Origin of the sequence: Pseudomonas sp. PA27(2017), from assembly GCF_001945445.1 — a bacterium.
GTDB lineage: Bacteria > Pseudomonadota > Gammaproteobacteria > Pseudomonadales > Pseudomonadaceae > Aquipseudomonas.
In genome coordinates this window covers 1-23,642 of record NZ_MSXW01000024.1, presented here as the reverse complement: position 1 = coordinate 23,642, position 23,642 = coordinate 1, and the positions used below count along the sequence as shown (strand labels likewise).

The 23,642-nt window shown below is 61.9% G+C and carries 26 protein-coding genes, 1 tRNA gene and 1 pseudogene; 7 read left to right on the top strand and 21 right to left on the bottom strand.

The window, feature by feature from the left end; all coding sequences use genetic code 11:
• Positions 1 to 31: 31 nt before the first annotated feature.
• The 4 genes from BVH06_RS13430 to dapA form a co-directional block, all read right to left on the bottom strand.
• A complete protein-coding gene (locus BVH06_RS13430) occupies positions 32 to 628 on the bottom strand; it encodes a recombinase family protein (protein ID WP_075934376.1) in 597 nt (198 codons plus the stop codon).
• A gap of 347 nt (positions 629 to 975) precedes the next feature.
• A complete protein-coding gene (locus tag BVH06_RS13425) occupies positions 976 to 1,842 on the bottom strand; it encodes a phosphoribosylaminoimidazolesuccinocarboxamide synthase (protein ID WP_075934375.1) in 867 nt (288 codons plus the stop codon).
• A gap of 153 nt (positions 1,843 to 1,995) precedes the next feature.
• A complete protein-coding gene (bamC, locus tag BVH06_RS13420; RefSeq protein ID WP_075932096.1) occupies positions 1,996 to 3,114 on the bottom strand; it encodes an outer membrane protein assembly factor BamC in 1,119 nt (372 codons plus the stop codon).
• Between the two features lie 17 nt (positions 3,115 to 3,131).
• A complete protein-coding gene (gene dapA, locus BVH06_RS13415) occupies positions 3,132 to 4,010 on the bottom strand; it encodes a 4-hydroxy-tetrahydrodipicolinate synthase (RefSeq protein WP_075932097.1) in 879 nt (292 codons plus the stop codon).
• Positions 4,011 to 4,209: 199 nt separating this feature from the next.
• Between dapA and BVH06_RS13410 the strand changes: the two genes are divergently transcribed.
• Together BVH06_RS13410 and BVH06_RS13405 are read left to right on the top strand one after the other, a co-directional pair.
• On the top strand, positions 4,210 to 4,767 hold the full coding sequence (locus BVH06_RS13410) for a glycine cleavage system protein R (RefSeq protein WP_075932098.1): 558 nt from the start codon (positions 4,210 to 4,212) through the stop codon (positions 4,765 to 4,767).
• Between the two features lie 13 nt (positions 4,768 to 4,780).
• On the top strand, positions 4,781 to 5,251 hold the full coding sequence (locus tag BVH06_RS13405) for a peroxiredoxin (protein ID WP_075934374.1): 471 nt from the start codon (positions 4,781 to 4,783) through the stop codon (positions 5,249 to 5,251).
• Positions 5,252 to 5,325: 74 nt separating this feature from the next.
• On the opposite strand, the gene BVH06_RS13400 is transcribed toward BVH06_RS13405, so the two are convergent.
• Positions 5,326 to 5,577, bottom strand: a complete 252-nt coding sequence (locus BVH06_RS13400) for a sulfurtransferase TusA family protein (protein ID WP_075932100.1) — start codon at positions 5,575 to 5,577, stop codon at positions 5,326 to 5,328.
• A 109-nt stretch (positions 5,578 to 5,686) separates the two neighbouring features.
• Here BVH06_RS13400 and BVH06_RS13395 point away from each other — a divergent pair, with 109 nt between their 5' ends.
• Positions 5,687 to 7,123 (top strand): M48 family metalloprotease, encoded by a 1,437-nt coding sequence (locus BVH06_RS13395; protein ID WP_075932101.1) that lies wholly within the window; start codon positions 5,687 to 5,689, stop codon positions 7,121 to 7,123.
• A 51-nt stretch (positions 7,124 to 7,174) separates the two neighbouring features.
• Here the strand turns inward: BVH06_RS13395 and nadA are convergent, their stop codons facing one another.
• Complete coding sequence (nadA, locus tag BVH06_RS13390) at positions 7,175 to 8,233, bottom strand: quinolinate synthase NadA (protein WP_075934373.1); 1,059 nt, start codon at positions 8,231 to 8,233, stop codon at positions 7,175 to 7,177.
• 384 nt (positions 8,234 to 8,617) lie between these two features.
• On the opposite strand from nadA, the gene BVH06_RS13385 reads away from it, so the two are divergent.
• A complete protein-coding gene (locus BVH06_RS13385) occupies positions 8,618 to 9,637 on the top strand; it encodes a branched-chain amino acid aminotransferase (protein WP_075932103.1) in 1,020 nt (339 codons plus the stop codon).
• Between the two features lie 119 nt (positions 9,638 to 9,756).
• Here the strand turns inward: BVH06_RS13385 and BVH06_RS13380 are convergent.
• The 15 genes from BVH06_RS13380 to aspS form a co-directional block, all read right to left on the bottom strand.
• Positions 9,757 to 9,832: transfer RNA gene (locus BVH06_RS13380), tRNA-Lys, on the bottom strand.
• A 61-nt stretch (positions 9,833 to 9,893) separates the two neighbouring features.
• Positions 9,894 to 10,568: a 7-cyano-7-deazaguanine synthase QueC gene (gene queC, locus BVH06_RS13375; RefSeq protein ID WP_075934372.1), complete on the bottom strand. Its 675-nt coding sequence runs from the start codon at positions 10,566 to 10,568 to the stop codon at positions 9,894 to 9,896.
• A gap of 1 nt (position 10,569) precedes the next feature.
• On the bottom strand, positions 10,570 to 11,217 hold the full coding sequence (gene queE, locus BVH06_RS13370; RefSeq protein ID WP_075934380.1) for a 7-carboxy-7-deazaguanine synthase QueE: 648 nt from the start codon (positions 11,215 to 11,217) through the stop codon (positions 10,570 to 10,572).
• A 176-nt stretch (positions 11,218 to 11,393) separates the two neighbouring features.
• Positions 11,394 to 12,215, bottom strand: a complete 822-nt coding sequence (ybgF, locus tag BVH06_RS13365; protein WP_075932105.1) for a tol-pal system protein YbgF — start codon at positions 12,213 to 12,215, stop codon at positions 11,394 to 11,396.
• A 6-nt stretch (positions 12,216 to 12,221) separates the two neighbouring features.
• Entirely contained in the window at positions 12,222 to 12,719 is a 498-nt protein-coding gene (pal, locus tag BVH06_RS13360; RefSeq protein ID WP_070885435.1) for a peptidoglycan-associated lipoprotein Pal, read from the bottom strand.
• A gap of 57 nt (positions 12,720 to 12,776) precedes the next feature.
• Positions 12,777 to 14,048, bottom strand: a complete 1,272-nt coding sequence (gene tolB, locus BVH06_RS13355) for a Tol-Pal system beta propeller repeat protein TolB (RefSeq protein ID WP_371915290.1) — start codon at positions 14,046 to 14,048, stop codon at positions 12,777 to 12,779.
• 26 nt (positions 14,049 to 14,074) lie between these two features.
• Positions 14,075 to 15,085 (bottom strand): cell envelope integrity protein TolA, encoded by a 1,011-nt coding sequence (gene tolA / locus BVH06_RS13350; protein WP_075934370.1) that lies wholly within the window; start codon positions 15,083 to 15,085, stop codon positions 14,075 to 14,077.
• Positions 15,085 to 15,543: a protein TolR gene (gene tolR, locus BVH06_RS13345; protein WP_070881690.1), complete on the bottom strand. Its 459-nt coding sequence runs from the start codon at positions 15,541 to 15,543 to the stop codon at positions 15,085 to 15,087. Before tolR ends, tolA begins: the two co-directional genes overlap by 1 nt.
• Positions 15,544 to 15,576: 33 nt before the next feature.
• A complete protein-coding gene (gene tolQ / locus BVH06_RS13340; RefSeq protein WP_075932129.1) occupies positions 15,577 to 16,248 on the bottom strand; it encodes a protein TolQ in 672 nt (223 codons plus the stop codon).
• A 32-nt stretch (positions 16,249 to 16,280) separates the two neighbouring features.
• Entirely contained in the window at positions 16,281 to 16,736 is a 456-nt protein-coding gene (gene ybgC, locus BVH06_RS13335) for a tol-pal system-associated acyl-CoA thioesterase (RefSeq protein ID WP_075934369.1), read from the bottom strand.
• A 50-nt stretch (positions 16,737 to 16,786) separates the two neighbouring features.
• Positions 16,787 to 17,842: a Holliday junction branch migration DNA helicase RuvB gene (ruvB, locus tag BVH06_RS13330; RefSeq protein ID WP_075932109.1), complete on the bottom strand. Its 1,056-nt coding sequence runs from the start codon at positions 17,840 to 17,842 to the stop codon at positions 16,787 to 16,789.
• Positions 17,843 to 18,448, bottom strand: a complete 606-nt coding sequence (gene ruvA / locus BVH06_RS13325) for a Holliday junction branch migration protein RuvA (RefSeq protein ID WP_013790635.1) — start codon at positions 18,446 to 18,448, stop codon at positions 17,843 to 17,845. It abuts the gene before it with no gap.
• Positions 18,449 to 18,531: 83 nt separating this feature from the next.
• Positions 18,532 to 19,056 carry a crossover junction endodeoxyribonuclease RuvC gene (gene ruvC / locus BVH06_RS13320; RefSeq protein WP_075932110.1) on the bottom strand — a complete coding sequence of 175 codons (525 nt, stop codon included), beginning with the start codon at positions 19,054 to 19,056 and terminating at the stop codon, positions 18,532 to 18,534.
• 185 nt (positions 19,057 to 19,241) lie between these two features.
• Positions 19,242 to 19,988 carry a YebC/PmpR family DNA-binding transcriptional regulator gene (locus BVH06_RS13315; protein ID WP_075932111.1) on the bottom strand — a complete coding sequence of 249 codons (747 nt, stop codon included), beginning with the start codon at positions 19,986 to 19,988 and terminating at the stop codon, positions 19,242 to 19,244.
• 100 nt (positions 19,989 to 20,088) lie between these two features.
• A complete protein-coding gene (gene aspS / locus BVH06_RS13310) occupies positions 20,089 to 21,864 on the bottom strand; it encodes an aspartate--tRNA ligase (RefSeq protein WP_075932112.1) in 1,776 nt (591 codons plus the stop codon).
• 285 nt (positions 21,865 to 22,149) lie between these two features.
• Here aspS and BVH06_RS13305 point away from each other — a divergent pair, with 285 nt between their 5' ends.
• From BVH06_RS13305 to BVH06_RS25730, 3 genes and pseudogenes are all read left to right on the top strand, one after another.
• The gene (locus BVH06_RS13305; protein WP_075932113.1) at positions 22,150 to 22,620 is read left to right on the top strand and encodes a Dps family protein; all 471 of its coding nucleotides are present in this window, start codon (positions 22,150 to 22,152) and stop codon (positions 22,618 to 22,620) included.
• Positions 22,621 to 22,863: 243 nt separating this feature from the next.
• Positions 22,864 to 23,181 (top strand): annotated as a pseudogene (locus BVH06_RS26145) (cold shock domain-containing protein membrane protein); the annotation flags it as partial.
• A 57-nt stretch (positions 23,182 to 23,238) separates the two neighbouring features.
• A complete protein-coding gene (locus BVH06_RS25730; RefSeq protein WP_167359775.1) occupies positions 23,239 to 23,463 on the top strand; it encodes a cold-shock protein in 225 nt (74 codons plus the stop codon).
• Positions 23,464 to 23,642: the final 179 nt, after the last annotated feature.

Here is a 23,642-nt window from a genome sequence, read left to right as displayed (position 1 = left end):
GCACATGCGCGAGTGGATAGCGTTCTTGGGGTTACTGCTTCTCCACCCGCCGCAACGCCCGATAAAGCGTAGAGCGATGCACGTTGAGCGCCTTGGCCGCTTGATCGACCGACCGGCCTTCCTGATCGATCAGCCGTTTCGCCTCGTCGATCTGCTCGTTGGTCAGCGTCGGCTTGGCGCCGAATTTCACGCCGCGCGCCTTGGCCGCCTCACGGCCGTCCTTGGTTCGCTCGAGAATCAGAGAGCGCTCGAATTCGACGATGCCGGCGAAGACTGCCAGCACGGCAAGGCCATTCTCGGTGGTGGTGTCCGCCCAGGGTTCGGACAGGCTGCGCAGGCCTGCGCCACTGATATGAATGCGCTCGGCGATTTCCAGCAGCTCCCGGGTGCTGCGCGCCAGGCGATCGAGCTTGGTGACGGTGAGCACGTCGCCAGGGCCCAGTTCGCTGAGCAGGCGGGTCAATTCCGGGCGGTTGCGCCAGTTGTTCTTGGTCTGCTCGGACACCAGCCGGGTACAGCCCGCCAGTTCCAGGCCGAACAGCTGGCTGAGCAGATTGGGGGTCTCACTGGCGCGCGCGTAGCCGAGATAACGGGGACCGCTTTCCTGGTCCGACTCCAACTGGCTCATCGCTCGGCGGCTCCCATCGAGGCTTCAGTGCGAGTCTGGGAAACGGTGAAAAACATGTGCGGATGCAAGGGAAAGAACTGGCGAGAGAAGACTGGAATCATGCGGCGTGTGCTCTGCGCTGGCGGCCCGACCAGCACGGAAATGAACCTGCCTTGCCGCAACTGCGGTGGCACCCACGCACTAACCTACACCAAGCGCCACGGCGAGAAAAGGCTGCGACGCGGCCCTCGCGAACGCCAAACTCGCACGCTGCGGGACGCACCAGCTGGATTTGGCTTGGGGCGGGCAGAACGAAAACGCCGCCGTTTCCTTTCGGCAACGGCGGCGTCTGCGTTGGCAACGCGTGATCAGGCGGTGAGCCGGGTCAGCGCTTCGCGGTACTTGTCGGCGGTCTTCTGGGCGACATCGGCCGGTACGGCCGGGGCCGGCGGCTCCTTGTTCCAGCCGGTGGACTCCAGCCAGTTGCGCACGAACTGCTTGTCGAAGCTCGGCGGGTTGGTGCCTTCGGCGTAGCTGTCGGCAGGCCAGAAGCGGCTGGAATCAGGCGTCAGCACCTCGTCCATCAAGGTCAGGGTGCCGTCTTCGTCGAGGCCGAATTCGAACTTGGTGTCGGCGATGATGATGCCGCGGGTGGCGGCGTATTCCACCGCTGCCTTGTACAGGGCGATGGAGGTGTCACGCACCTTGGCAGCCAGCTCGACACCGATGATCGTTTCGCACTGGGCGAAGCTGATGTTCTCGTCATGGTCGCCCACGGCGGCCTTGGTCGACGGGGTGAAGATCGGCTCGGGCAGCTTGGCCGCTTCCTTCAGGCCGACCGGAAGCGCGATGCCGCACACGGTGCCGCTCTTCTGGTATTCCTTCCAGCCGGAGCCGACGATGTAGCCGCGCACGATGGCTTCCACGGCGACCGGTTTCAAGCGTTTGGCGACCACGGCGCGACCCTGGACAAGCGGCAGTTCGGCAGCCGGCACCACGTCTTCGACGCGATCACCGGTGAAGTGGTTGGGCACCACGTGGGCGAGCTTGTCGAACCAGAAATTGGAGATGGCGGTGAGGATCTTGCCCTTGTCCGGAATCGGCTGCTCGAGGATCACGTCGAAGGCCGACAGGCGATCAGTGGCGACCATCAGCATGCGCTTGTCGTCGATCTCGTAAAGGTCGCGGACTTTGCCCGAATAGATCTTTTTCAGGCTCAGGGAAGGTGTGGTCATGTCGAGATCCGCCTCGTCGCGTGAATGTCGCACCGCACGGCGTCGAACGGACGCGCCACGGCTTAAGGGTCGACAGGGAAACGCCCTGCCTGTGAAAACAAAAGGCGAAACCCCATGGGGTTTCGCCTATCGCCAACCGCGTGCCAGGAATGCCTAGCCGAGGTTCTCCTGGATCATGTCCAGCACGCGGCGGGCCACGTCGGCCGGCGCCACGGTGTTGATGTCCTTCTCGACGGTCACCTGCACGGTGTCGCCTACGGCGGTCAGGCGTACCTGATAGCGCTCGGCGCGTGCCTCGATGGCGTCCTTGTCTTCCGAACCGCCGAACATGCGCTTGAAGAAGCCAGGCTTCTCGTTGCTGCGCTGCGGGCCTTCGGCGAGGTTGACGTAGTACACGCCCAGCGTGCGGTTGATGTCGTCGACGCGCAGGTCGGCCATGCGCAGCGAACGGCCGACACCAGACCAGGCGCGGTCGAAGTCGGTGCTCAGGTTGAGGATCGGGTTACCGTTGCCGTCCTGCGACAGCGCTACGCGGTTCGGCGCATCGAAGTCGCGGCCGGCCAGCAGCGAAACCGAACCGCCCTGCTCCGTGCTGCGAGTCAGGCTCGCCTGCAGTTCGTCGAGCAGGGCGGCGTCCAGGGTCTTGTTGACGCTGCGTTCGGTGAACGGCACGTCGGTATTGCTGCCTGCCGGGCGCTGCGCGGTAACCACGAAGATTTCGCTGGTATTGCGCTGCACGCCAGGCTCGAGGCGCACGTGCACGCGGGTTTCGGTGTTGCCGTCCAGGCCACCGACGCGGCCGGTCAGGCGGCTCTGCATGCTGCTGGACAGCGCGTCGAAGCGCTGCCAGTCGGTGCTGAATTCACCGGTCTGCGGGCGCTCGTCGACGATGCGGAAGCCGCCGTCTTCGAAGAACTGACGAGCACCTGGCCATACTTCGGCCGGCACGCGCTGGGCGACCAGCCAGCTGGAGTCGCCGCTGTTCTGCAGGCTGAACTCGCTGACGTTGTCGCTGACGGCCAGCGCCTGCGGGCGCGGCACTTCGTACTCGCCCTTGGCCTCGCTGTCGCGAATCTGCTGGGGAACCGGCAGCAACGGGTCGAGGCGCTTGGCTTCGACGTCGGCGGGCAGTTGCATCGGCGCGGTCTGCCGCGCGCTCAGGTAGTCACTGCCGCGGTCGCGGAAGTAGCCATTTTCACCCCAGATCCAGCCACAGCCACTGGTGCTGGTGATGATCAGGGCAAGTGCGGAAAGTCCGGCCAGTCGCTTCATGCGTCGTAGTTCCTCGATTAGACCAATACACCGGACTGGCGCAGGGCCTGACGCAGCGGTTCGTGACAACGGGGGCTCAACCAGGTCAGCGGCAAGCGAATGCCGTCGGCCATCATGCCCATTTCATTCAGGGCCCACTTCACCGGAATCGGATTGGCTTCGATGAACAGGTTCTTGTGCAGGGGCATCAGGCGGTCGTTGATGGCGCGGGCGATCGCCGCTTCACCACGCATGGCAGCCGTGCACATGTCGCTCATGGCACGCGGCGCCACGTTGGCGGTCACCGAGATGTTGCCCTTGCCACCGAGCAGGATCAACTCGACAGCGGTCGGGTCGTCGCCGGAGTACAGGCTGAAGTTGGAGCCCACGCGGTCGAGGATGTCACGGGCACGCTGCAGGTCGCCGGTGGCTTCCTTGATGCCGATGATGTTGTCGACCTTGGCCAGCCGCTCGACGGTTTCCGGCAGCATGTCGCAGGCGGTACGGCCCGGCACGTTGTAGAGAATCTGCGGGATGGCCACGGCTTCGGCGATATGGCGGAAGTGCAGGTACAGGCCTTCCTGAGTCGGCCGATTGTAGTACGGGGTGACCAGCAGGCAAGCATCGGCGCCGGCGGTCTTGGCATTCTGGGTCAGCTCGACCGCTTCGCGGGTGGAGTTGGCGCCGGTGCCGGCAATGACCGGAATGCGCCCGGCGACCTGATCCACCACGCGGCGGATGACTTCGATGTGCTCGTTGACATCGAGCGTCGCCGACTCGCCGGTAGTGCCGACCGCGACGATGGCATGGGTGCCCTCTTGCAGGTGGAAGTCCACCAGTTTGCTCAGGGCCTCCCAGTCGAGATTACCCTGCGCATCCATGGGCGTGACCAGTGCCACCATACTGCCCGCAATCATGCAACCGCTCCTGCCGAAAAAGAGAGCCGTAATGGTACTGGCGCCACCAGCCTTGCACAAGCGACCAGGTGGCTGTGATTACTGGCATTACGCGCGCCCGACCCCATCAGGTCATTCCCCTGGCGAGCGCTTTTCGCTACCCTGCGAGTTTGTTTGGCGCTGTTTATAGCGCCGGGCGTCCAACGTTTAGGAAGGCTGCATGTCCACCCCCCCAGTTCGCGAACAATTCCTCGTCATCAGTGCGCTTGGCAGCAACGCCATGGAGCTGACCAATGTGCTGTGCCGGGCCAGCCATGAAAACCGCTGCGCGGTCATCAGCACGCGCCTGAGCCGTCACGGCGAACTCAGCGCGCTGGTGTTGCAGCTCTCTGGCAACTGGGACGCCCTGGCGCGACTGGAAGCCGGCCTGCCCGCCCTGGCCAAGAAGCACGAGTTCACCGCCAACGTGATCCGCAGCGCCGCCCAGGAAGTGCGTCCCCAGGCGCTGCCCTACGTGGCTTACGTCAGTTCGGTGTACCGCCCGGACATCCTCAACGAACTGTGCCAGTTCTTCATCGACCATCGCGTCGAGCTCGAAGCGCTGACCTGCGACACCTACCAGGCGCCACAGACCGGCGGCACCATGCTCAACGCCACGCTGACCGTCACCCTGCCAGCCGGCACCCAGATCAGCTGGTTGCGCGACCAGTTCCTGGACTTCGCCGACGCGCTGAACCTGGATGCCCTGATCGAACCCTGGCGCCCCCAGAATCCTTAAGGAGCCCTGCCCCATGGCCATCGCCATCGACGCCCCCGTTCCCGACTTCAGCGCCCCGGCCACCGGTGGCGATTTCAACCTGGCGGCCTGCCAGGGCAAGCAGTTGGTGATCTACTTCTACCCGAAGGACAACACCCCGGGCTGCACCACCCAGGGCCAGGGTTTTCGCGATGCCCACGCGGCCTTCACCGCCGCCAATACGGTGATCGTCGGGGTATCGCGCGACAGCCTGAAGACCCACGAGAACTTCAAGGCCAAGCAGGGCTTTCCCTTCGAGCTGATCTCGGACAAGGACGAAAGCGTCTGCGGCCTGTTCGACGTGATCAAACTCAAGAAGCTCTACGGCAAGGAATACCTGGGCATCGACCGCAGCACCTTTCTGATCGACAAGCATGGCGTGCTGCGTCAGCAATGGCGCGGGGTGAAAGTACCCGGCCATGTCGACGAAGTGCTGGCCGCTGCTCAGGCCCTGAACAAAGTCTGATACATATGAAAAATGCCGCTCTCGAGCGGCATTTTTCATTCTACGCAGTGGCGCTCTACGCAGTGGCGCTAAAGTTATGCCTTGCGCAGCCAGTAACGAAACACCTCGCCCTCAGTTTCCTCGCGCAGCAACGCATGACCCGCCAGTCGCGCGAACGCACGAAAGTCGCGCTGCGATCCGGCATCCGTAGCCGACACCTTGAGCACCTCGCCGCTGGCCAGGCCATTGAGCGCCACCTTGGCCTTGAGCAGCGGCAGCGGGCAATTCAGCCCACAGGCGTCCAGCTCGGCCTGATGTTCGCCCTGCCAACCCGACACATCACTCATAAGCCCCTCCCGTTTACCGGCACACAGCATAACCCATGGCCCGTCGGCGCTGGTCAGGCAAGTGCCTGCCCGGCTACAGTACGGCACTGATCAAACAAGAGCCTTGTGCATGAATGTTCTGCGCCCCACCCTGCTGACGCTCGCCTGCCTGCTGGCACAACCGGCCATGGCCAGCGACCTGCCCTCCCTCGGCGATGCCAGCTCCGCGCTGGTGTCGCCGCAACAGGAATACCAGTTGGGCCGCGCCTGGCTGAGCATCGTGCGTGGCCAGGTCAGCCAGCTGTCAGATCCGCAGCTCAAGGATTTCGTCGAAAGCAGCGTCTACCGACTGGCCGAAACCAGCCAGGTACAGGACCGGCGCCTCGAATTCGTGTTGCTCAACAGCCCGCAGATCAACGCCTTCGCCGCACCCGGCGGGATCATCGGCGTCAACGGCGGTCTGTTCCTCTATGCGCAGACCGAAGGCGAATACGCCTCGGTACTGGCCCACGAACTGGCGCACTTGTCGCAGCGCCACTTCGCCCGCGGCCTGGAAGCTCAGCAGCGCATGCAGCTGCCAGTGATGGCGGCGATGCTCGCTGGTATCGTCGCGGCCGCAGCCGGGGCCGGCGATGCCGGTATTGCCGCCATCGCCTCGACCCAGGCCGCCGCCATCCAGGAACAACGGCGCTTCTCGCGGCAGAACGAGCAGGAAGCCGACCGGATCGGCCTGGTGAACCTGGAGAAGGCCGGCTACGACCCGCGCTCGATGCCGAGCATGTTCGAGCGCCTGATGCGCCAGTACCGCTACGACCGCATGCCGCCGGAATTCCTGCTGACGCACCCGGTGTCCGAGTCGCGGATCGCCGACACCCGCAACCGCGCGGAACAGTTCCCGGGCGGCGGCACCGAAGACAGCCTGCGCTATCAGCTGATGCGCACCCGCGTTCAGTTAACCTACGAAGAAACGCCCGGCATCGCCGCCAAGCGCTTCCGCGCCCAGCTCGATGAGAGCCCGAACATGGATGCAGCCCGCTACGGCCTGGCCATTGCCCTGATCAAGGGCGGCCAGTTCGACGAAGCGCGTGACGTGCTCGCGCCGCTGCTGCAAAAGGCACCCAACGACATCACCTACAACCTGGCGCAGATCAGCCTGGACTCGGCGGCCAATCGCCTGCCGGCTACCGAGCAGCGCGTCACCCGCATGCTAGAGCTGTATCCCAACAACTACCCAGTGAATCAGGCGCGCATCGACCTGCTGCTCAAGCAACGCAAGATCACCGACGCCGAACAGGCGCTCAATGACCTGCTCAAGCGGCGCATGAAGGATCCGGATGTCTGGTATCAGGTGGCGGAAGTGCGCGGGCTGAGCGGCAACACCATCGGCCTGCATCAGGCCCGCGCCGAATACTTCGCTCTGGTCGGCGATTTCAACCAGGCCATCGAGCAGCTCGACTTCGCCAAGCGCCGTGCGGCCAACAACTTCCAGATGGCCTCGCGCATCGATGCGCGCCAGAAAGAGCTGATTGAAGAAAAACGCATGACCGAGGAAATGCTGCGCGGCTGACGGCGCAGCCAAGCCGAGACGCTATCGGGCGATAGCGCCTCGAGCCCACGGTCAGGCGTTGCCGGCCAGTTTCAGACGCGCGGCCTGGGTGAAGTCCAGCATACGCTTGAGCGGCTTGATGGCCCGCGGAATCAACGCCGGGTCCACGAACACTTCATTGCTGCCCTCACGCAGGCACTGCAGGGTGCGCTGCAGGGTGTTCATCGCCATCCACGGGCAGTTGGCGCAGCTGCGGCAGGCGGCGCCGTTACCAGCGGTCGGCGCCGCCACGAATTCCTTGTCCGGGCACACCTGCTGCATCTTGTAGAAGATGCCGCGGTCGGTGGCGACGATAAAGGTCCTGTTGGGCATGCGCTGGGCAGCGGCGATCAACTGGCTGGTCGAGCCGACCGCATCGGCCAGTTCGATCACCGCCGTCGGCGACTCGGGGTGCACCAGCACGGCAGCCTCCGGGTACAGCGCCTTCATCTCTTCCAGCTGACGGGCCTTGAACTCCTCGTGAACGATGCAGGCACCGTCCCAAAGCAGCATGTCGGCGCCGGTCTTGTTCTGGATGTAGCGGCCCAAGTGCTGATCCGGCGCCCAGATGATGCTTTCGCCGTTATCCATCAGGTGCTCGACGATCTCCACCGCGCAACTGGAGGTCACCACCCAGTCGGCGCGCGCCTTCACTGCCGCCGAGGTGTTGGCGTAGACCACCACGGTGCGCTGCGGATGCTGGTCGCAGAACGCGGCGAACTCGTCGACCGGGCAGCCCAAGTCCAGCGAACAGGTGGCCTCCAGTGTCGGCATCAGCACGCGCTTTTCCGGGTTGAGAATCTTCGCCGTTTCGCCCATGAACTTGACGCCCGCGACCAGCACGGTCTGCGCCGAGTGCTGGTTGCCGAAGCGCGCCATTTCCAGGGAGTCGGACACGCAGCCGCCGGTCTCTTCGGCCAATGCCTGGAGCACCGGATCGCAATAATAGTGGGCAACCAGGACGGCGTTCTGGCGCTTCAGTTCTTTGCCAATTTCATCACGGTAGAACGCTTCCTGCTCCGCCGTCAGCATCTCTGGCTGCTTGGCATCGAGGTGAGCCTGGACAAGAAGTCGTTCGGCGATCTGCGTCATGTCGTCAGGCCCTATCGAGGTCTATCTGCACGGGACGTGGAGTATACCGCCGGACGCGCTGCGCCGGTCGGCCCCCTGCATGGCCAGAGCGCCCGACACGGGGCGGCGCAGGCCCTGCGCGGGCGCGCATGGTAAGGGCATTGGCGAAGTTTTTTCAATCTCGCCCTATCTGCCGGCGCGACATCGGTTGATCGCCGCGATAATCCGCCGCATCATCACCACTACGGCCATCGTTATCCGTCAGGTGAGGCCTCAATGAGGCCTGATGGACCATACAGCCCACCCTATTACCTGATCGTATGAGCACGCGCTCGTACGATCACCCTGGAAAAACCAACGGACATACGCGTGCCCCGCAGTGACCGTTCAGCGATTGAGGATGTCATGGCTTACGAAAACATCGAATGGGACAAGCTGGGTTTCGACTACATCAAGACTGACCAGCGCTACCTGTCGCACTGGCGCGACGGTGACTGGGATCAGGGCACGCTGACCGAAGACAACGTCCTGCACATCAGCGAGGGCTCGACCGCCCTGCACTACGGCCAGCAGTGCTTCGAGGGCCTCAAGGCCTACCGTTGCAAGGACGGCTCGATCAACCTGTTCCGCCCCGACCAGAATGCTCTGCGCATGCAGCGCAGCTGCGCGCGCCTGCTGATGCCGGCACCGTCGACCGAGCAATTCATCGAAGCCTGCAAGCAGGTGGTCAAGGCCAACGAGCGCTTCATCCCGCCATATGGCTCGGGCGGCGCACTGTACCTGCGTCCGTTCGTGATCGGCGTGGGCGACAACATCGGCGTGCGCACCGCACCCGAGTTCATCTTCTCGGTGTTCTGCATCCCGGTCGGCCCCTACTTCAAGGGCGGCATGAAGCCGAACAACTTCGTGATCTCCGGTTACGACCGCGCTGCGCCCCAGGGTACTGGCGCCGCGAAGGTCGGCGGTAACTACGCGGCCAGCCTGATGCCCGGCTCCCAGGCCAAGAAGAACAACTTCGCCGACTGCATCTACCTCGACCCGCAGACCCACACCAAGATCGAGGAAGTCGGTTCGGCTAACTTCTTCGCCATCACCCACAACGACGAGTTCGTCACCCCGAAATCGCCATCCGTGCTGCCAGGCATCACGCGCCTGTCACTGATCGAATTGGCGCAAAGCCGCTTGGGCCTGAAGGTCGTCGAAGGCGACGTGTTCATCGACAAACTGGGCGACTTCAAGGAAGCCGGCGCCTGCGGCACCGCAGCGGTGATTACGCCGATCGGCGGCATCGAGTACAACGGCAAGCTGCACGTGTTCTACAGCGAGAAGGAAGTGGGCCCGGTGGTCAGCCGCCTGTATGCCGAACTCACCGGCGTGCAATCCGGTGACGTCGAAGCGCCGCAAGGCTGGATCGTCAAGGTGTAAACCGCGCCGCTGGCAGCTCCATGAGCTGCCAGCCCGGCTCCACCAAGCGGAAACTAAAAAGCCCGAATCTCTCTCGAGATTCGGGCTTTTTAGTGCGCCTTCGCTTTGAAGGCTTTAAATGGTGGGTCGTGTAGGATTCGAACCTACGACCAATTGGTTAAAAGCCAACTGCTCTACCAACTGAGCTAACGACCCGTGGTGCGAGCGCTATGATACTGATTTAATTCAGGAATTCAACACCCGCTAAAAACTTTTTTTACTGATAGCGCGTCGGGTCGGGCATGCCGGCCGCGGCAAAGCCGGCGGCGCGCAACCTGCAGCTATCGCACCTGCCGCAGGCGCGGCCGTCGGCGTCCGCCAAGTAGCAGGAAACGGTCAGGCCGTAATCGACTCCCAGACGCGAACCCGCCTGCACGATCTCGGCCTTGCTGAGCATCTGCAGCGGCGCCTGGATGCGAATGCGCTGCCCTTCCACGCCCATCTTGGTCGCCAGGTTGGCCATGTGCTCGAACGCCTTGACGAACTCCGGCCGGCAATCGGGGTAACCCGAATAGTCCACCGCGTTGACACCAATGAAGATGTCCTGTGCTCCGAGCACCTCGGCCCAACCCAGTGCCAGGGACAGGAACACAGTATTGCGAGCCGGCACGTAGGTGACCGGAATGCCCGTGGTCGGGCTCTGCGGTACGTCGATGTTGGCATCGGTCAGCGCCGAGCCGCCGATACCATCGAGGTTGATACCAATGACCTTGTGCTCGACCACACCGAGCTGGCGCGCTACCCGCTCGGCCGCCTGCAGCTCGGAGCGATGACGCTGCCCATAGTCGAAACTCATGCTGTAGCAGCTGTAACCCTGCTCCTTGGCCATCGCCACGACGGTCGCCGAATCAAGGCCACCGGACAACAGGATGACCGCTTTCTTGTCGCTCATATCAGTGCCCCGGCTCGTCGTTCCAAAGAATCTTGTGCAGCTGCAATTGCATGCGCACTGGCAGGTTGTCGGCAATCACCCACTCGGCCAGCTGACGGCCACTGACCTGCCCATGACTGGGCGAGAACAATACTTCGCCGACTCGCTCGGAAAGATCGTATTGAATGACTTTGCTCACCGACCAGTCGTAGTCCTCCCGCGAACAGATCACGAACTTGACCTGATCGCGCGACTGCAGGTGCACGATGTTCTCATAGCGGTTGCGGCCCATCTCGGCCGAGCCTGGAGTTTTCAGGTCCACGACCTTGCTGACCCGCGGGTCGACAGCCGAAACGTCCAGCGCGCCACTGGTTTCCAGGGAAACGTCGTAGCCAGCGTCGCACAGCTTCTCGAGCAGAGGGATGCAGTTCGGCTGCGCCAGCGGCTCACCGCCAGTCACGCAGACATAGCGGGGCCGGTAGCTCGCCACCTGCTCCAGGATGGTATCCAGAGTATGCAGCTCGCCGCCGCTGAACGCGTAGGCGGTGTCGCAGTATTGACAGCGCAGGGGGCAGCCGGTCAGGCGCACGAATACCGTCGGCAAGCCGGCGGTACGCGCTTCCCCCTGCAGCGAGAAGAAAATCTCGGTGATGCGCAGGGTATCTTTCATAGGGGCACCGGGCGTGACGGCGAAACAGGCCATCCGCCTCCGTTGCGAAAAAGGGCGGCAATTCTAAACGAAATGGTATGGCGCAAGCCATTGCCCGGACGCGGCATTACGCCACGTGAGTTTCGACAGAAACAAAAAACCCGCGACAGGCGCGGGTTTCGTAGGCAGATGCCAAATCAGCGGATTCGCTGCAGGTCGCGCTGCGCCAACTGTGCGGCGGAAGTACCCGGGTACTGTGCGATGACCTGCTGCAGGATACCCTTGGCCTTGTCGTTGTTACCCATGCGGATTTCAACGTCGGCCAGCTTGTACAACGAATCCGGCACCTTGGAGTGCTGCGGGTATGCCTGGCTGACCTTGGCAAACGCCTGGCCGGCGCCTTGCAGGTCACCCTTGGCGAGGTTCACTTCGCCCAGCCAGTACTGCGCATTACCAGCGTACTGGCTATTGGGATAACGACGCAGGAACGCGGCAAAAGCCTGACTGGCCTTGTCGAAATCCTTGGCTTTGATCAGGTCGAAAGCTGCATCGTAGAACAGCTTTTCCTTGGCAGGATCAGCCGGCTCGCCGGAAGCCTGCGCCCCTGCGTCACCTGCACCTGCGGAAGCACCACCGGCGCCGGTATTGGCACCCGCGGCAGGAGAATTCTGGGTGGCGGCTGCGCCAGCGGCGGCCCCACTGCTCAGTCGCTTGTCGAGGTCCTGATAACGCTCCAGGCCTTCCTGCTTCAAACGCTGAATATCGTTCTGCTGCACTTCCAGCATGCCACGCAGTTGCGCAATTTCCTGCTGCATCTGCTGGAGCTGACTGAACAGCATGCCCTGCGCTGTAGATGGAGTTTGCACCCCACCTCCAGCGTAGGCGCCGGACGTGCCGCCACCGCTTGCCGGATAACCACTACCGTTGCCGGTACTGCCATCCTGAACGGGAACCTGAGCCCAGGCCGCAAGCGGCAGGCTCAGAGCCAAAACGGTTACTACACGTCGGCACGTTCGCATATCGAATTACTTACGCAGTTCGACGCGACGGTTCTGAGCCCAGGATTGCTCGTCGTTGCCGGTGGCAACAGGACGCTCTTCACCGTAGGAAACAACTTCCAGCTGAGCAGGGGAAACGCCCTGCAGAACCAGGTAGCGCTGTACGGCCTTGGCACGACGCTCGCCCAGAGCCATGTTGTATTCGCGGGTACCGCGCTCGTCAGCGTGGCCTTCCAGAACGACGCGAGCGCCGTTGCCTTTCAGGTCCTTGGCGTGAACGTCCAGAGCGCGCATGGCTTCCGGCTTCAGGTCAGAGCTGTCGTATTCGAAGTAGAAAGTGGTGATAGCGCGCAGAGCGGCTTCTTCACTCAGGCTGCCGTCAACGGCGCCGGTGTTTGCACCGTAGCCAGCGTTCGGGTCTACAGCGCCTTCGCCAGCGGTGTCACCGCCTTTGGAGGAACAGCCAACAGCCACGGCGAGAGCCAGGCTCAGTGCAGCAAACTTGCCAAATTTCAGCATTTCCATGTGTAACTCCTAATGAACCCCAGTGTGTTAAGCATCAAACAGGTAAAGCACCGCGCATCAGTTCAGGAAGGGGGACCAGGATGGCTCTCGAACTTCGCCTTGAGCGGTAGGTAGAGGGAGCCTAACGCGACCATTGGTGGACGCTAACATCAGGACTCCCCGCCCCTGCTGGCGGGTAGCGTAGATTAGCATGGTGCCATTGGGCGCAACAGTAGGCGACTCATCCAAACTTGTGTCGGATAGAATGCGCAGATTGCCACGCTCGAGGTCCTGAGCCGCTACCTTGAACACGGTGTAACCATCCTGGCGATGAATCATTACCAGGGTTTTTTCGTCGGCGGACAATTTAGGGTTGGCATTGTAGTTGCCGACGAAGGTCACTCGTTCGACCGCACCAGAGTTGATGTTGGTCTTATAGATTTGCGGCTTGCCGGAACGGTCGGAGGTGAAATAGATGGTCTGGCCATCCTTACCCCAGAACGGTTCGGTATCGATAGCCGAATGATTGGTCACGCGCCGCAGGTTTCGCGAGCCCATGTCCATTACATAGATTTCCGGGTTGCCGTCACGCGACAGGGTGAACGCCAGCTTGGTGCCATCCGGCGACCAGGCCGGCGCGCCGTTGAGGCCTTCGAAGTTGGTGACCTGCTCACGGCGGCCGGTATCGATGTGCTGAACGAAGATGCGCGGGCGCTTCTGCTCGAACGACACATAGGCGATACGCTTGCCATCGGAGGCGAACGAAGGCGACAGGATCGGTTCGCGCGACTGCAGCAGCGTTACCGCGCGAGCGCCGTCATAGTCGGAACGCTGCAGGGTGTAGCGGGTGTTGTTCACCCCGAAACGCTCAGCGGTGACGTACAGCATGCGCGTGGAGAAAGCGCCTTTAACACCGGTGAGCTTCTCGAACGACTGGTCGGCGATGTGGTGAGCCATGTCGCGCAGTTGATCGGTTCCGCCACCCACGGTGCCGGTCAGCACCTGCTGCTCGGTCGCCACGTTGAACAGTGCGAACTGCACCTGCAGGCGCGCGCCGTTGGGAACGATGTTGCCAACCAGCACGTACTGAGCGCCGAGCGCTTTCCAGTCGCGGTAGATGACTTCGCTGCCCTGGGTCGGCAGGCTGATCATGTTCTGCCGCGGAATCGGTTCGAAGACCCCGGAGTTACGCAGGTCGTTGCCGACGATGGTGGAGATATCTTCCGGCAGGACGTTGCCGCCCTGCCAGCCGAATGGCACTACGGCAATGGGAATCGCCCGATCGGCGCCACTGCTGACCAGAATATTCTTCTCCTGCGCGATCGCCACGGAGGCCACACAGAGGAGCATCAATAAAGAGCTTCTAAGAATCTTGATCACAACGCTAAGTCCTCAGGGGTGAAGGTCATCTTGAATGAGCGGTAAGGATTAAAGTCCGCTGGACTCAACCCCTGCATTTCAACAAGACGACCGATATTTCTGACCGCAGCTATCGCTGAACTATCAAACGGCCCATTACCACTCGAACTGGCAATGCTCACATTTGTAATGGTGCCATCCGGCAACATGTTGATTTGCAAAACGACCCGCATGCTGCTGTTGGCACCTGGTGGTCGAGACCAACCTTCGGCAGCGCGCATACGGATAAGGTCATCAAAATCTCCTGCCGTCTGATCACCTTGCGTCTCGGCCAACGCCTGCTGGCGCTCGGTATCCTCGGACAGCAGTTCGGCCAGTGCCGCCGCTTTCTTGTCCTCGACAGCCTTGCGTTCGGCAGCCTGCGCAGCTTTCTTCTTGGCATCCTCGGCAGCTTTCTTTTTAGCGGCGTCGGCTGCTGCTTTTTTCTTCGCCTCTTCAGCTGCCTTTTTCTTGGCATCTTCAGCGGCTTTTTTCTTGGCCTCGGCTTCGGCGGCCTTCTTCTTGTCGGCCTCCAGTGCAGCTTTCGCCTTGGCTACATCAGCAAGCTTCTTCTGTTCAGCAGCCTTGGCCGCTGCATCCGCTTCGGCCTTCTTGGCCGCATCGGCTTTTTGAGCCTCTTCGGCTTTCTTTTGTTCCGCCGCTTTGGCCTGCGCCTGTTTCTGCGCTTCGGCCTTGGCCTGGGCTTGTTTTTCAGCCTCGGCCTTTTTCTGTTCGAGTTGCTCGGTTTCGTATTGCGGCGCTGCGCTCTTCTTAGCTTCGCCGGCAATCTTCTGATTGGTCTGGGTAGTGGCCTGGCTCTGCGACTTCAATTGGTACAGGGTAGCCTGCACGATCGGTTTTGCAGGCGGCAGCTCGGGCGCGAAGGCAAAACTGACGAACAGCATGCCGAACATCAGCACGTGCAGCCCTACGGCCCAGACCACCGGCCAGAACAGGCTTTCCGAAGGTGAGCGTTCACGCTGCTGCATCAGGGCGCCTCGGTAATCAGGCCGACGTTACCCACGCCCGCCTGCTGCAGGCCGCCCATGGCGGACATCACGGTGCCGTAGTCGACAGCCTTGTCGCCGCGCACGAACACTTGCACCTGCTTACCCTGACTGCGGGTCTGGTTGATGATGGCGGTCACCGCACGAGTCATCTCGTCGAGCGTCAGCGCACGATCCTGAACGGTATCGGTGTCAACTTCGGTGCCCATGTTCCAGTAGTACGACTTGTCGGACTTGATGGAGATGGTCAGCACCTGGGAGTCGTTATCCTGGGGCAGCACTTCGCTGCTGACCTGCGGCAGGTCGACCTTGACGCCCTGATTGAGCATCGGCGCCGTCACCATGAAGATGACCAGCAGCACCAACATCACGTCGATGTAAGGCACCACGTTCATCTCGGCGACGGGCTTGCGTCTGTTGCGAATTCTGGCTCTGGCCATGGTATTGAAACCTGTGTTGAGTGCGCCGGAAGCTTATTCTTCGCTGCTGTGTACTTTGCGGTGCAGGATCGCCTGGAATTCATCGGCGAAGGTGTAATAACGACCGATCAGCATTTCACCGCGAGCGGCGAAACGGTTGTAGGCAATGACCGCCGGAATAGCGGCGAATAGGCCGATGGCCGTGGCGATCAGCGCTTCGGCGATGCCGGGCGCGACGGTGGCCAGGGTTGCCTGCTGCACCTGAGCCAAGCCGCGGAAGGAGTTCATGATCCCCCACACGGTACCGAACAGACCGATGTACGGGCTGGTGGAGCCGACGGTGGCGAGAAACGGCAAACTGGTTTCCAGCTTCTCTTCTTCGCGGGAAATGGCCACGCGCATGGAACGGGCGACGCCATCCATCACCGCATCGGGGTCCATGCCTGGCTGCTGACGCAGACGGGAGAACTCCTTGAAGCCGGCGCGGAAGATCTGCTCCAGGCCCGAGTCTGGATCCGGATTGCTGCCCGCTTGACGATAGAGCTTGGACAGGTCGATGCCCGACCAGAAGCGCTCTTCGAAACTGTCGAGCGAACGCTTGGCCGAGCGCAGGAAATTACTGCGCTGGAAAATCATCACCCACGAGATGACCGATGCGGCCACCAGGGTCAGCATCACCAACTGCACCACCAGGCTGGCGTTGCTGATCAGACTCCACATCGACATGTGGTCAACGGCATTTGCGTTGGCTTCCACGCTTACTCTCCTGCAGTAGATGTACCGGCACCGTCACCCTGCTCCGCGAACGCCGTTCGCAGAGACGGGGGCATGGCCCGGGGTTTGAAATTATCGGCGCGCACACAGGCCACCAGAAACTGCCCTTCGCAGAGCAGCACGTTATCCGCAGCCCGCCTGACCTGCTGACGAAAGCGCAGGCTGGCACGGTTCAACTCATACACGTCGGCGCTGACCACCAACTCGTCGTCCAGTCGCGCCGGCGCGTGGTAGCGCGCTTCGCTGGAATGCACGACGAACAGCAACCCCTCACCGGCCAGCGTCGATTGGGAAAATCCCAGCCCACGCAGTCGCTCGGTACGGGCCCGCTCCATGAATTTGAGGTAGTTGACGTAATAGACGACTCCGCCCGCATCGGTGTCCTCGTAATAGACACGACAGCGATGGGCGAACGGCTGACCGGCATCTTGCGCGCGCATACTCTAGTGCCAGCCCCGTGTCTTGCCAATCGGGCGCGCAAGTATTTTTTTCATGGCGCGTCTCCATCATTGAACAGGTCGAGCGTCGGGCGCTCGTCCATGCGCTTCGGTGCGTTGAGGCCGAAGTGCAGGTAGGCGTGACGGGTCACCACGCGCCCTCTCGGTGTACGCATGATGTAACCCTGCTGGATCAGGTACGGCTCGAGCACATCCTCGATGGTGTGCCGCTCTTCGCTGATCGCTGCAGCCAGGCTGTCGACGCCCACCGGGCCGCCGTCGAACTTCTCGATCATGGTCAGCAGCAGGCGGCGATCCTGGTGATCGAAACCACGCTCGTCGACATCCAGCAGGTTCAGCGCCAAGTCGGCGACCTGCTGGGTGATCGCACCCTGACCTCGCACCTCGGCGAAATCGCGAACGCGACGCAGCAGGCGGTTGGCGATCCGCGGCGTGCCGCGCGCACGGCGAGCGATCTCCACCGCGCCGCGCGCTTCGATGGGCAGGCCGAGGATGCCAGCGGCACGACTGACGATGGTGGCCAGATCCTCGGTGTTGTAGAACTCCAGGCGCTGGACGATACCGAAACGGTCGCGCAGTGGATTGGTCAGCATGCCAGCCCGCGTGGTAGCGCCGACCAGGGTGAACGGCGGCAGATCCAGCTTGATCGAGCGGGCTGCCGGGCCTTCGCCGATCATGATGTCGAGCTGGAAGTCCTCCATTGCCGGGTACAGCACTTCCTCGACGATGGGCGAGAGACGATGGATTTCATCGATGAACAGCACATCGCCCGGCTCGAGATTGGTCAGCAGCGCTGCCAGGTCACCCGGGCGCTCGAGCACCGGGCCCGACGTGCTCTTGATGGAGACCTGCATTTCCTGGGCGATGATATTGGCCAGGGTGGTCTTGCCAAGGCCGGGCGGGCCGAAAATCAGGGTGTGATCGAGTGATTCCTTACGCCCGCGCGCCGCCTGGATGAACAGCTCCATCTGCTCGCGCACCACCGGCTGACCGATGTACTCGGCCAACTTGAGCGGACGAATGGCGCGGTCGACCTGCTCGTCGCGGTCGCGAGTGCCCGCCGTCACCAACCTGTCGGCGTCGAGCATCTAGAGCATTCCTTTCAGCGCGCGGCGGATCATGTCTTCACTACTCAATCCATCTTCTTTGACTGCCGAAACGGCGCGACTGGCTTCCTGAGGCTTGTAGCCCAGCGAGATAAGCGCACTCACCGCATCATTCTCCGCGCTTGAGACTGCGCCTCCAGCACGAGGTTCAACCACCAGTGGCGCCATGCCAGGTACAGCCTCCCAGGCCTTGAAGCGATCCTTGAGCTCGACCAGCAGACGCTCGGCGGTCTTCTTGCCGACGCCGGGGATCTTCACCAGCGCCGCGGTATCCTGGGCCTGCACGCAACGCACCAGCTCGTCGATCTCCAATCCGGACATCAGCGCCAAGGCCAATTTGGGGCCGACGCCATTGAGGCGGATCAACTCGCGGAACAACTCGCGTTCGCGCTTCTCGAAAAAGCCGTAAAGCAGGTGAGCATCCTCGCGCACCACCAGATGGGTATGCAGGGTCAGCGGCTCGCCTACGGGGGGCAAACGGTACAACGTGGTCATGGGGACTTCCAGTTCATAGCCCAGACCATTCACATCCAGAATCAAATGCGGCGGCTGCTTTTCCGCCAGGGTGCCGCGTAAACGTCCGATCACCGACGCATTCCTCACATAGAAGATTCAATACCGCCCGAAGTCACGCATGGCGGCAACGAGCCGCCAGCGACCTGAACGACTGCTTACAAACGAAGCCGACCGCCACGCCGTTTGGCGCTGGCCAGGCCATGGGGAATCAGGCTTTGCCGGTGGTGGGCGTGGCACAGGGCGATACCCAGCGCATCGGAGGCATCGATCTGGGGTTTCTTCACCAGCTTGAGCAGGTGCATGACCATCATTTGCACCTGTTCCTTGTCGGCGCCGCCGGTGCCGACCACCGCCTGCTTGACCTGGGTGGCGGTGTACTCGCTGACCTCGAGTCCCGCCTCGACCGCCGCGACGATGGCTGCGCCACGCGCCTGGCCGAGCTTGAGCGCGGAGTCGGCATTGCGCGCCATGAAGACCTGCTCGATGCCCATGGTCACCGGCCCGAAGGTGCGAATCACCTCGCTCACGCCACGAAACACGATCTGCAAGCGCTCGGCCAACGGCCCCGCGCCGGTACGAATGCACCCAGAGGCCACGTACTCACAGGTACGCCCGGTATCGCGTATCACCCCGTAGCCGGTAATGCGGGAACCGGGGTCGATTCCCAGAATCAGCGTCATGCCCGTCATCCACCTGTGGCATTGGCCGCCACACTGTCTATTTATCCAGGCGCGAGTATAGGGGCCTCAGGCAGCAGCCGTCACTCAAAGGATTCGCACCAGCCGAACTGCTGACCACCGAAACGCGCCCATAAAAAAGCCGGAAGCGCCCGACGGCAAGCTTCCGGCTCGGATGCAGCGATGGATCAGCCCAACTGCTCCATGATTTCGTCGGAAACCTCGGCGTTGTGATAGACGTTCTGCACGTCGTCCAGATCCTCGAGCATGTCGATCAGCTTGAAGACTTTCTGCGCCGTTTCCAGATCGGTGATCGGCGCACTGATCGACGGGATCATGGCGATCTCCGCCTCCTCGGCCTTGAAGCCAGCAGCCGCCAGAGCTTCGTTGACGGCATGGAACTCGGTGAAGCTGGTCGACACCAGGGCTGCGCCCTCTTCGCCCATTTCCACATCGTCGGCACCGGCCTCGAGCGCCGCTTCCATCAAGGCGTCTTCGTCTACCGAGGCAAAGCCGATCTGCCCCTTGCGCTCGAACATGTAGGCGACCGAACCGTCGGTGCCCAGGTTACCGCCGCACTTGGTGAAGGCGTGACGCACTTCGGCAGCGGTACGGTTACGGTTGTCGGTCATCACTTCGACGATGATCGCCACGCCACTCGGCGCGTACCCTTCGTAGCTGAACTCGACAACGTTGTCGGCTTCGTTGTTGCCAGCGCCTCTGGCGATGGCACGGTCGATCACGTCACGCGACATATTGTTGGTCAGCGCCTTGTCGACGGCCAGACGCAGCCGCGGATTGTCCGCCGGAATCGGCCCGCCGTGCTTGGCGGCGACCGTCAGCTCACGAATCAGCTTGGTGAAGATCTTGCCGCGCTTGGCGTCCTGACGCCCCTTGCGGTGCTTGATGTTGGCCCATTTGGAATGACCGGCCATATTCAACTCCAACTTTTTGCTTGGTTGCGAAGGTGTGAGAGTTCGAGTCTCTCCACCCCATTAACAGAGAAGCCTGGATAACCAGGCTTCTTGTGTCGGCTTATTCGGCTTTGGGTTGCTCGCGCAGACGAATGTGAAGCTCGCGCAACGACTTGCCATCCACCACGCCCGGCGCCTGGGTCATGACGCAGGCCGCGCTCTGGGTTTTCGGGAAAGCAATCACTTCACGAATCGACGAAGCGCCGGTCATCAGCATCACCAGACGGTCGAGGCCGAAAGCCAGGCCACCATGGGGCGGAGCACCGTACTTGAGGGCGTCGAGCAGGAAGCCGAACTTCTCCTGCTGCTCGTCTTCGCTGATGCCCAGCACACGGAACACGGTCTGCTGCATGGCCTTGTCGTGGATACGGATCGAACCGCCACCCAGCTCGGTACCGTTCAGCACCAGATCATAAGCACGCGACAGGGCGGCGGCCGGGTTGGCCTCCAGCTCTTGTGGCGAGCACTTGGGCGAGGTGAACGGGTGGTGCATGGCGGTCAGGCTGCCGTCGTCGTTCTCTTCGAACATCGGGAAGTCGACGACCCACAGCGGCGCCCACTCGGCAGTCAGCAGATTCAGGTCGTGGCCGAGCTTGATGCGCAGTGCACCGAGGGCATCGTTGACCACCTTGGCGCGGTCGGCACCGAAGAACACGATGTCACCGTCAACGGCGCCAACGCGATCGAGAATGGTGTTGAGGTTCGGTTCGGCAATGTTCTTGACGATCGGCGACTGCAGACCTTCCACGCCCTTGGCGCGCTCGTTGACCTTGATGTAGGCCAGGCCCTTGGCGCCGTAGTTGCCGACGAACTTGGTGTAGTCATCGATCTGCTTGCGCGGCATGCTCGCCCCACCTGGCACGCGCAGCGCGGCAACGCGACCTTTCGGGTCGTTGGCCGGGCCGGAGAAGACCTTGAAGTCGACGTCCTTGAGCTGATCGGCAACGTCGACCAACTCCATCGGGATACGCAGATCCGGCTTGTCGGAACCGAAACGACGCATGGCGTCGGCCAGGGTCATGTGCGGCAGCTCGCCGAACTCGACGCCCAGCACTTCCTTGAACAGATTGCGGATCATGGTCTCGGTGAGGTGCATGATCTCGGCTTCGCCCAGGAAGCTGGTCTCGATGTCGATCTGGGTGAATTCCGGCTGACGGTCGGCACGCAGGTCTTCGTCACGGAAACACTTGGCGATCTGGTAGTAGCGGTCGAAGCCAGCGACCATCAGCAACTGCTTGAACAGCTGCGGCGATTGCGGCAGCGCAAAGAAGCTGCCGGCGTGGGTGCGGCTCGGTACCAGGTAGTCGCGTGCACCTTCCGGCGTGGCGCGGGTCAGGATCGGCGTTTCAACGTCCAGGAAGCCGTTGTCGTCCAGGTAACGACGGATGCTCGAGGTGATACGCGAGCGCAGCTTGAGCTTCTCGGCCATTTCCGGGCGACGCAGGTCGATGAAGCGATAACGCAGGCGCGTCTCCTCACCCACATCGGTGTACTCGTTGAGCGGAAACGGCGGGGTTTCCGCTTCGTTCAGCACTTCCAGTTCGTAACCCAGCACTTCGATGGCGCCGGACGCCATATTGGCGTTGCGCGCGCCCTCAGGACGCAGGCGCACCTTGCCGGTGATCTTGACCACGTACTCGCTGCGCACACGGTCGGCCTTGGCGAAGGTGTCGGCACGATCCGGATCGAACACGACCTGAGCCAGGCCTTCGCGATCGCGGATGTCGAGGAAGATCACGCCACCGTGGTCACGACGACGGTGAACCCATCCACACAGGGTGATTTCCTGGCCATCCAGGCTTTCGTTCAACTGGCCGCAATAGTGACTGCGCATCATGATCGGGTTCGCTTCTCTGATCGGTTCTGAATTCGTCGACATCGCCTGCCATTTGGGCAAAGCGCCTGAGCCGCACGCGTGAAAAGGGCGGAATTATATAGCCTTTATTGACAGGACGCAGCACGTGATATGCGCCATCACCCCAGTAAAAGAGGTGAACCCGATGCGCTGCGATTGATTCAAAGCATGGCCGTCATTGAGACGAACCCGGAGCATGTGACGAACGGTCATGATAGGCTTTTTGCCATCGACTCTTTACCCATTGGCCCAGTTAGGAGAGCAACCATGGAAATCAATATCGGTATCGCCGAACAGGATCGCGAAGCCATCGCCGAAGGCCTGTCGCGCCTGCTCGCGGACACTTACACCCTGTACCTCAAGACCCACAACTTCCACTGGAACGTTACCGGTCCGATGTTCAACACCCTGCACCTGATGTTCGAAACCCAGTACACCGAGCTGGCACTGGCCGTCGACGCCATCGCCGAGCGTATCCGCGCCCTGGGCTTCCCTGCACCGGGCACCTACGCAGCCTACGCGCGCCTTTCCTCCATCAAGGAAGAAGAAGGCGTACCAAGCGCCGACGAGATGATCAAGCTGCTAGTGCAGGGCCAGGAAGCGGTGGTACGTACTGCGCGCGGCATCTTCCCGCTGCTCGACAAAGTCAGCGACGAGCCGACCGCCGACCTGCTGACCCAGCGCATGCAGGTCCACGAAAAAACCGCGTGGATGCTGCGCAGCCTGCTGGCTGCCTGATCGCTCCGCCAACAGGGCTGCCACGGCAGCCCTGTTTCGTTTCAGCCCGCCACACCCGCAACATGGCTGCTGCCCATTTGAGTAGCCCTTCTCTTTGCTGTTAAATACGCCCCGTGCCGCCATCCCGACTCATGGGCCGGCGCATAGGCTGGCCCTCCCGAACTTTCATCGCCCTTACGTCACGGCAAATCGCGTGGAGCCAGCTGTTCCTGGTGATCCTTTTATCGAGTGAGTGCGTTGAACATGTTGAAAATCGTCCACCTGCTGGTGGGGCTTTCGGCCCTGCTGCTATCCATCGCCCCTGGCCTCAATGACGGCCAGTCGTTCCTGCAACACCCCGATGCGCTGTGCCTGGCGCTCTTTGGCTTTCTCAACCTGCTGCTGGCTACGCAATTTCCGCTGTGGCACAGCAATGCCCGTCAACACCTGCAAAACCTGGCGTGCGCCCTGCTGATCCTTGGCACACTGCTGCAAGCGCTGATTCTGCTCGCCCCATTGCCGCTCATCGCCGAGCAGCCTGCCCTGCTGTTCAGCCTGATGATCATTTCCCTAGCCGTTGCTCTACATCTGGGTACCAACCTGCGCTTCGACAGAAAGAGGTCCGTACCGCAGCAAGACCTGGGCGATCGCGAAACCGGTACCGTGAAGTGGTTCAACACCTCGAAAGGATTCGGCTTCATTTCTCGCGACGCTGGCGAAGATATCTTCGTGCACTTCCGTGCCATCCGCGGCGAAGGTCACCGCGTTCTGGTGGAAGGCCAGCGCGTAGAATTTTCCGTGATGCAGCGCGACAAAGGCCTGCAGGCTGAAGACGTGATCGCGGCGCTGCCAACCCGGCGCTGACCCGCCAGCCAACGAAAAGCCCCGCGATGCGGTAATGCTGTTCACTTAAGCATTTGAGTCCAAGCCGGGGTTTCTAGAAAATCCGATACCAGCCTCCTGGTATCGGATTTTTTATGCCCATTCAGCAGCAACTGCTCGACCTCGGCGATCTCTTCAACTTCTCCGACCTCAGCACTTTC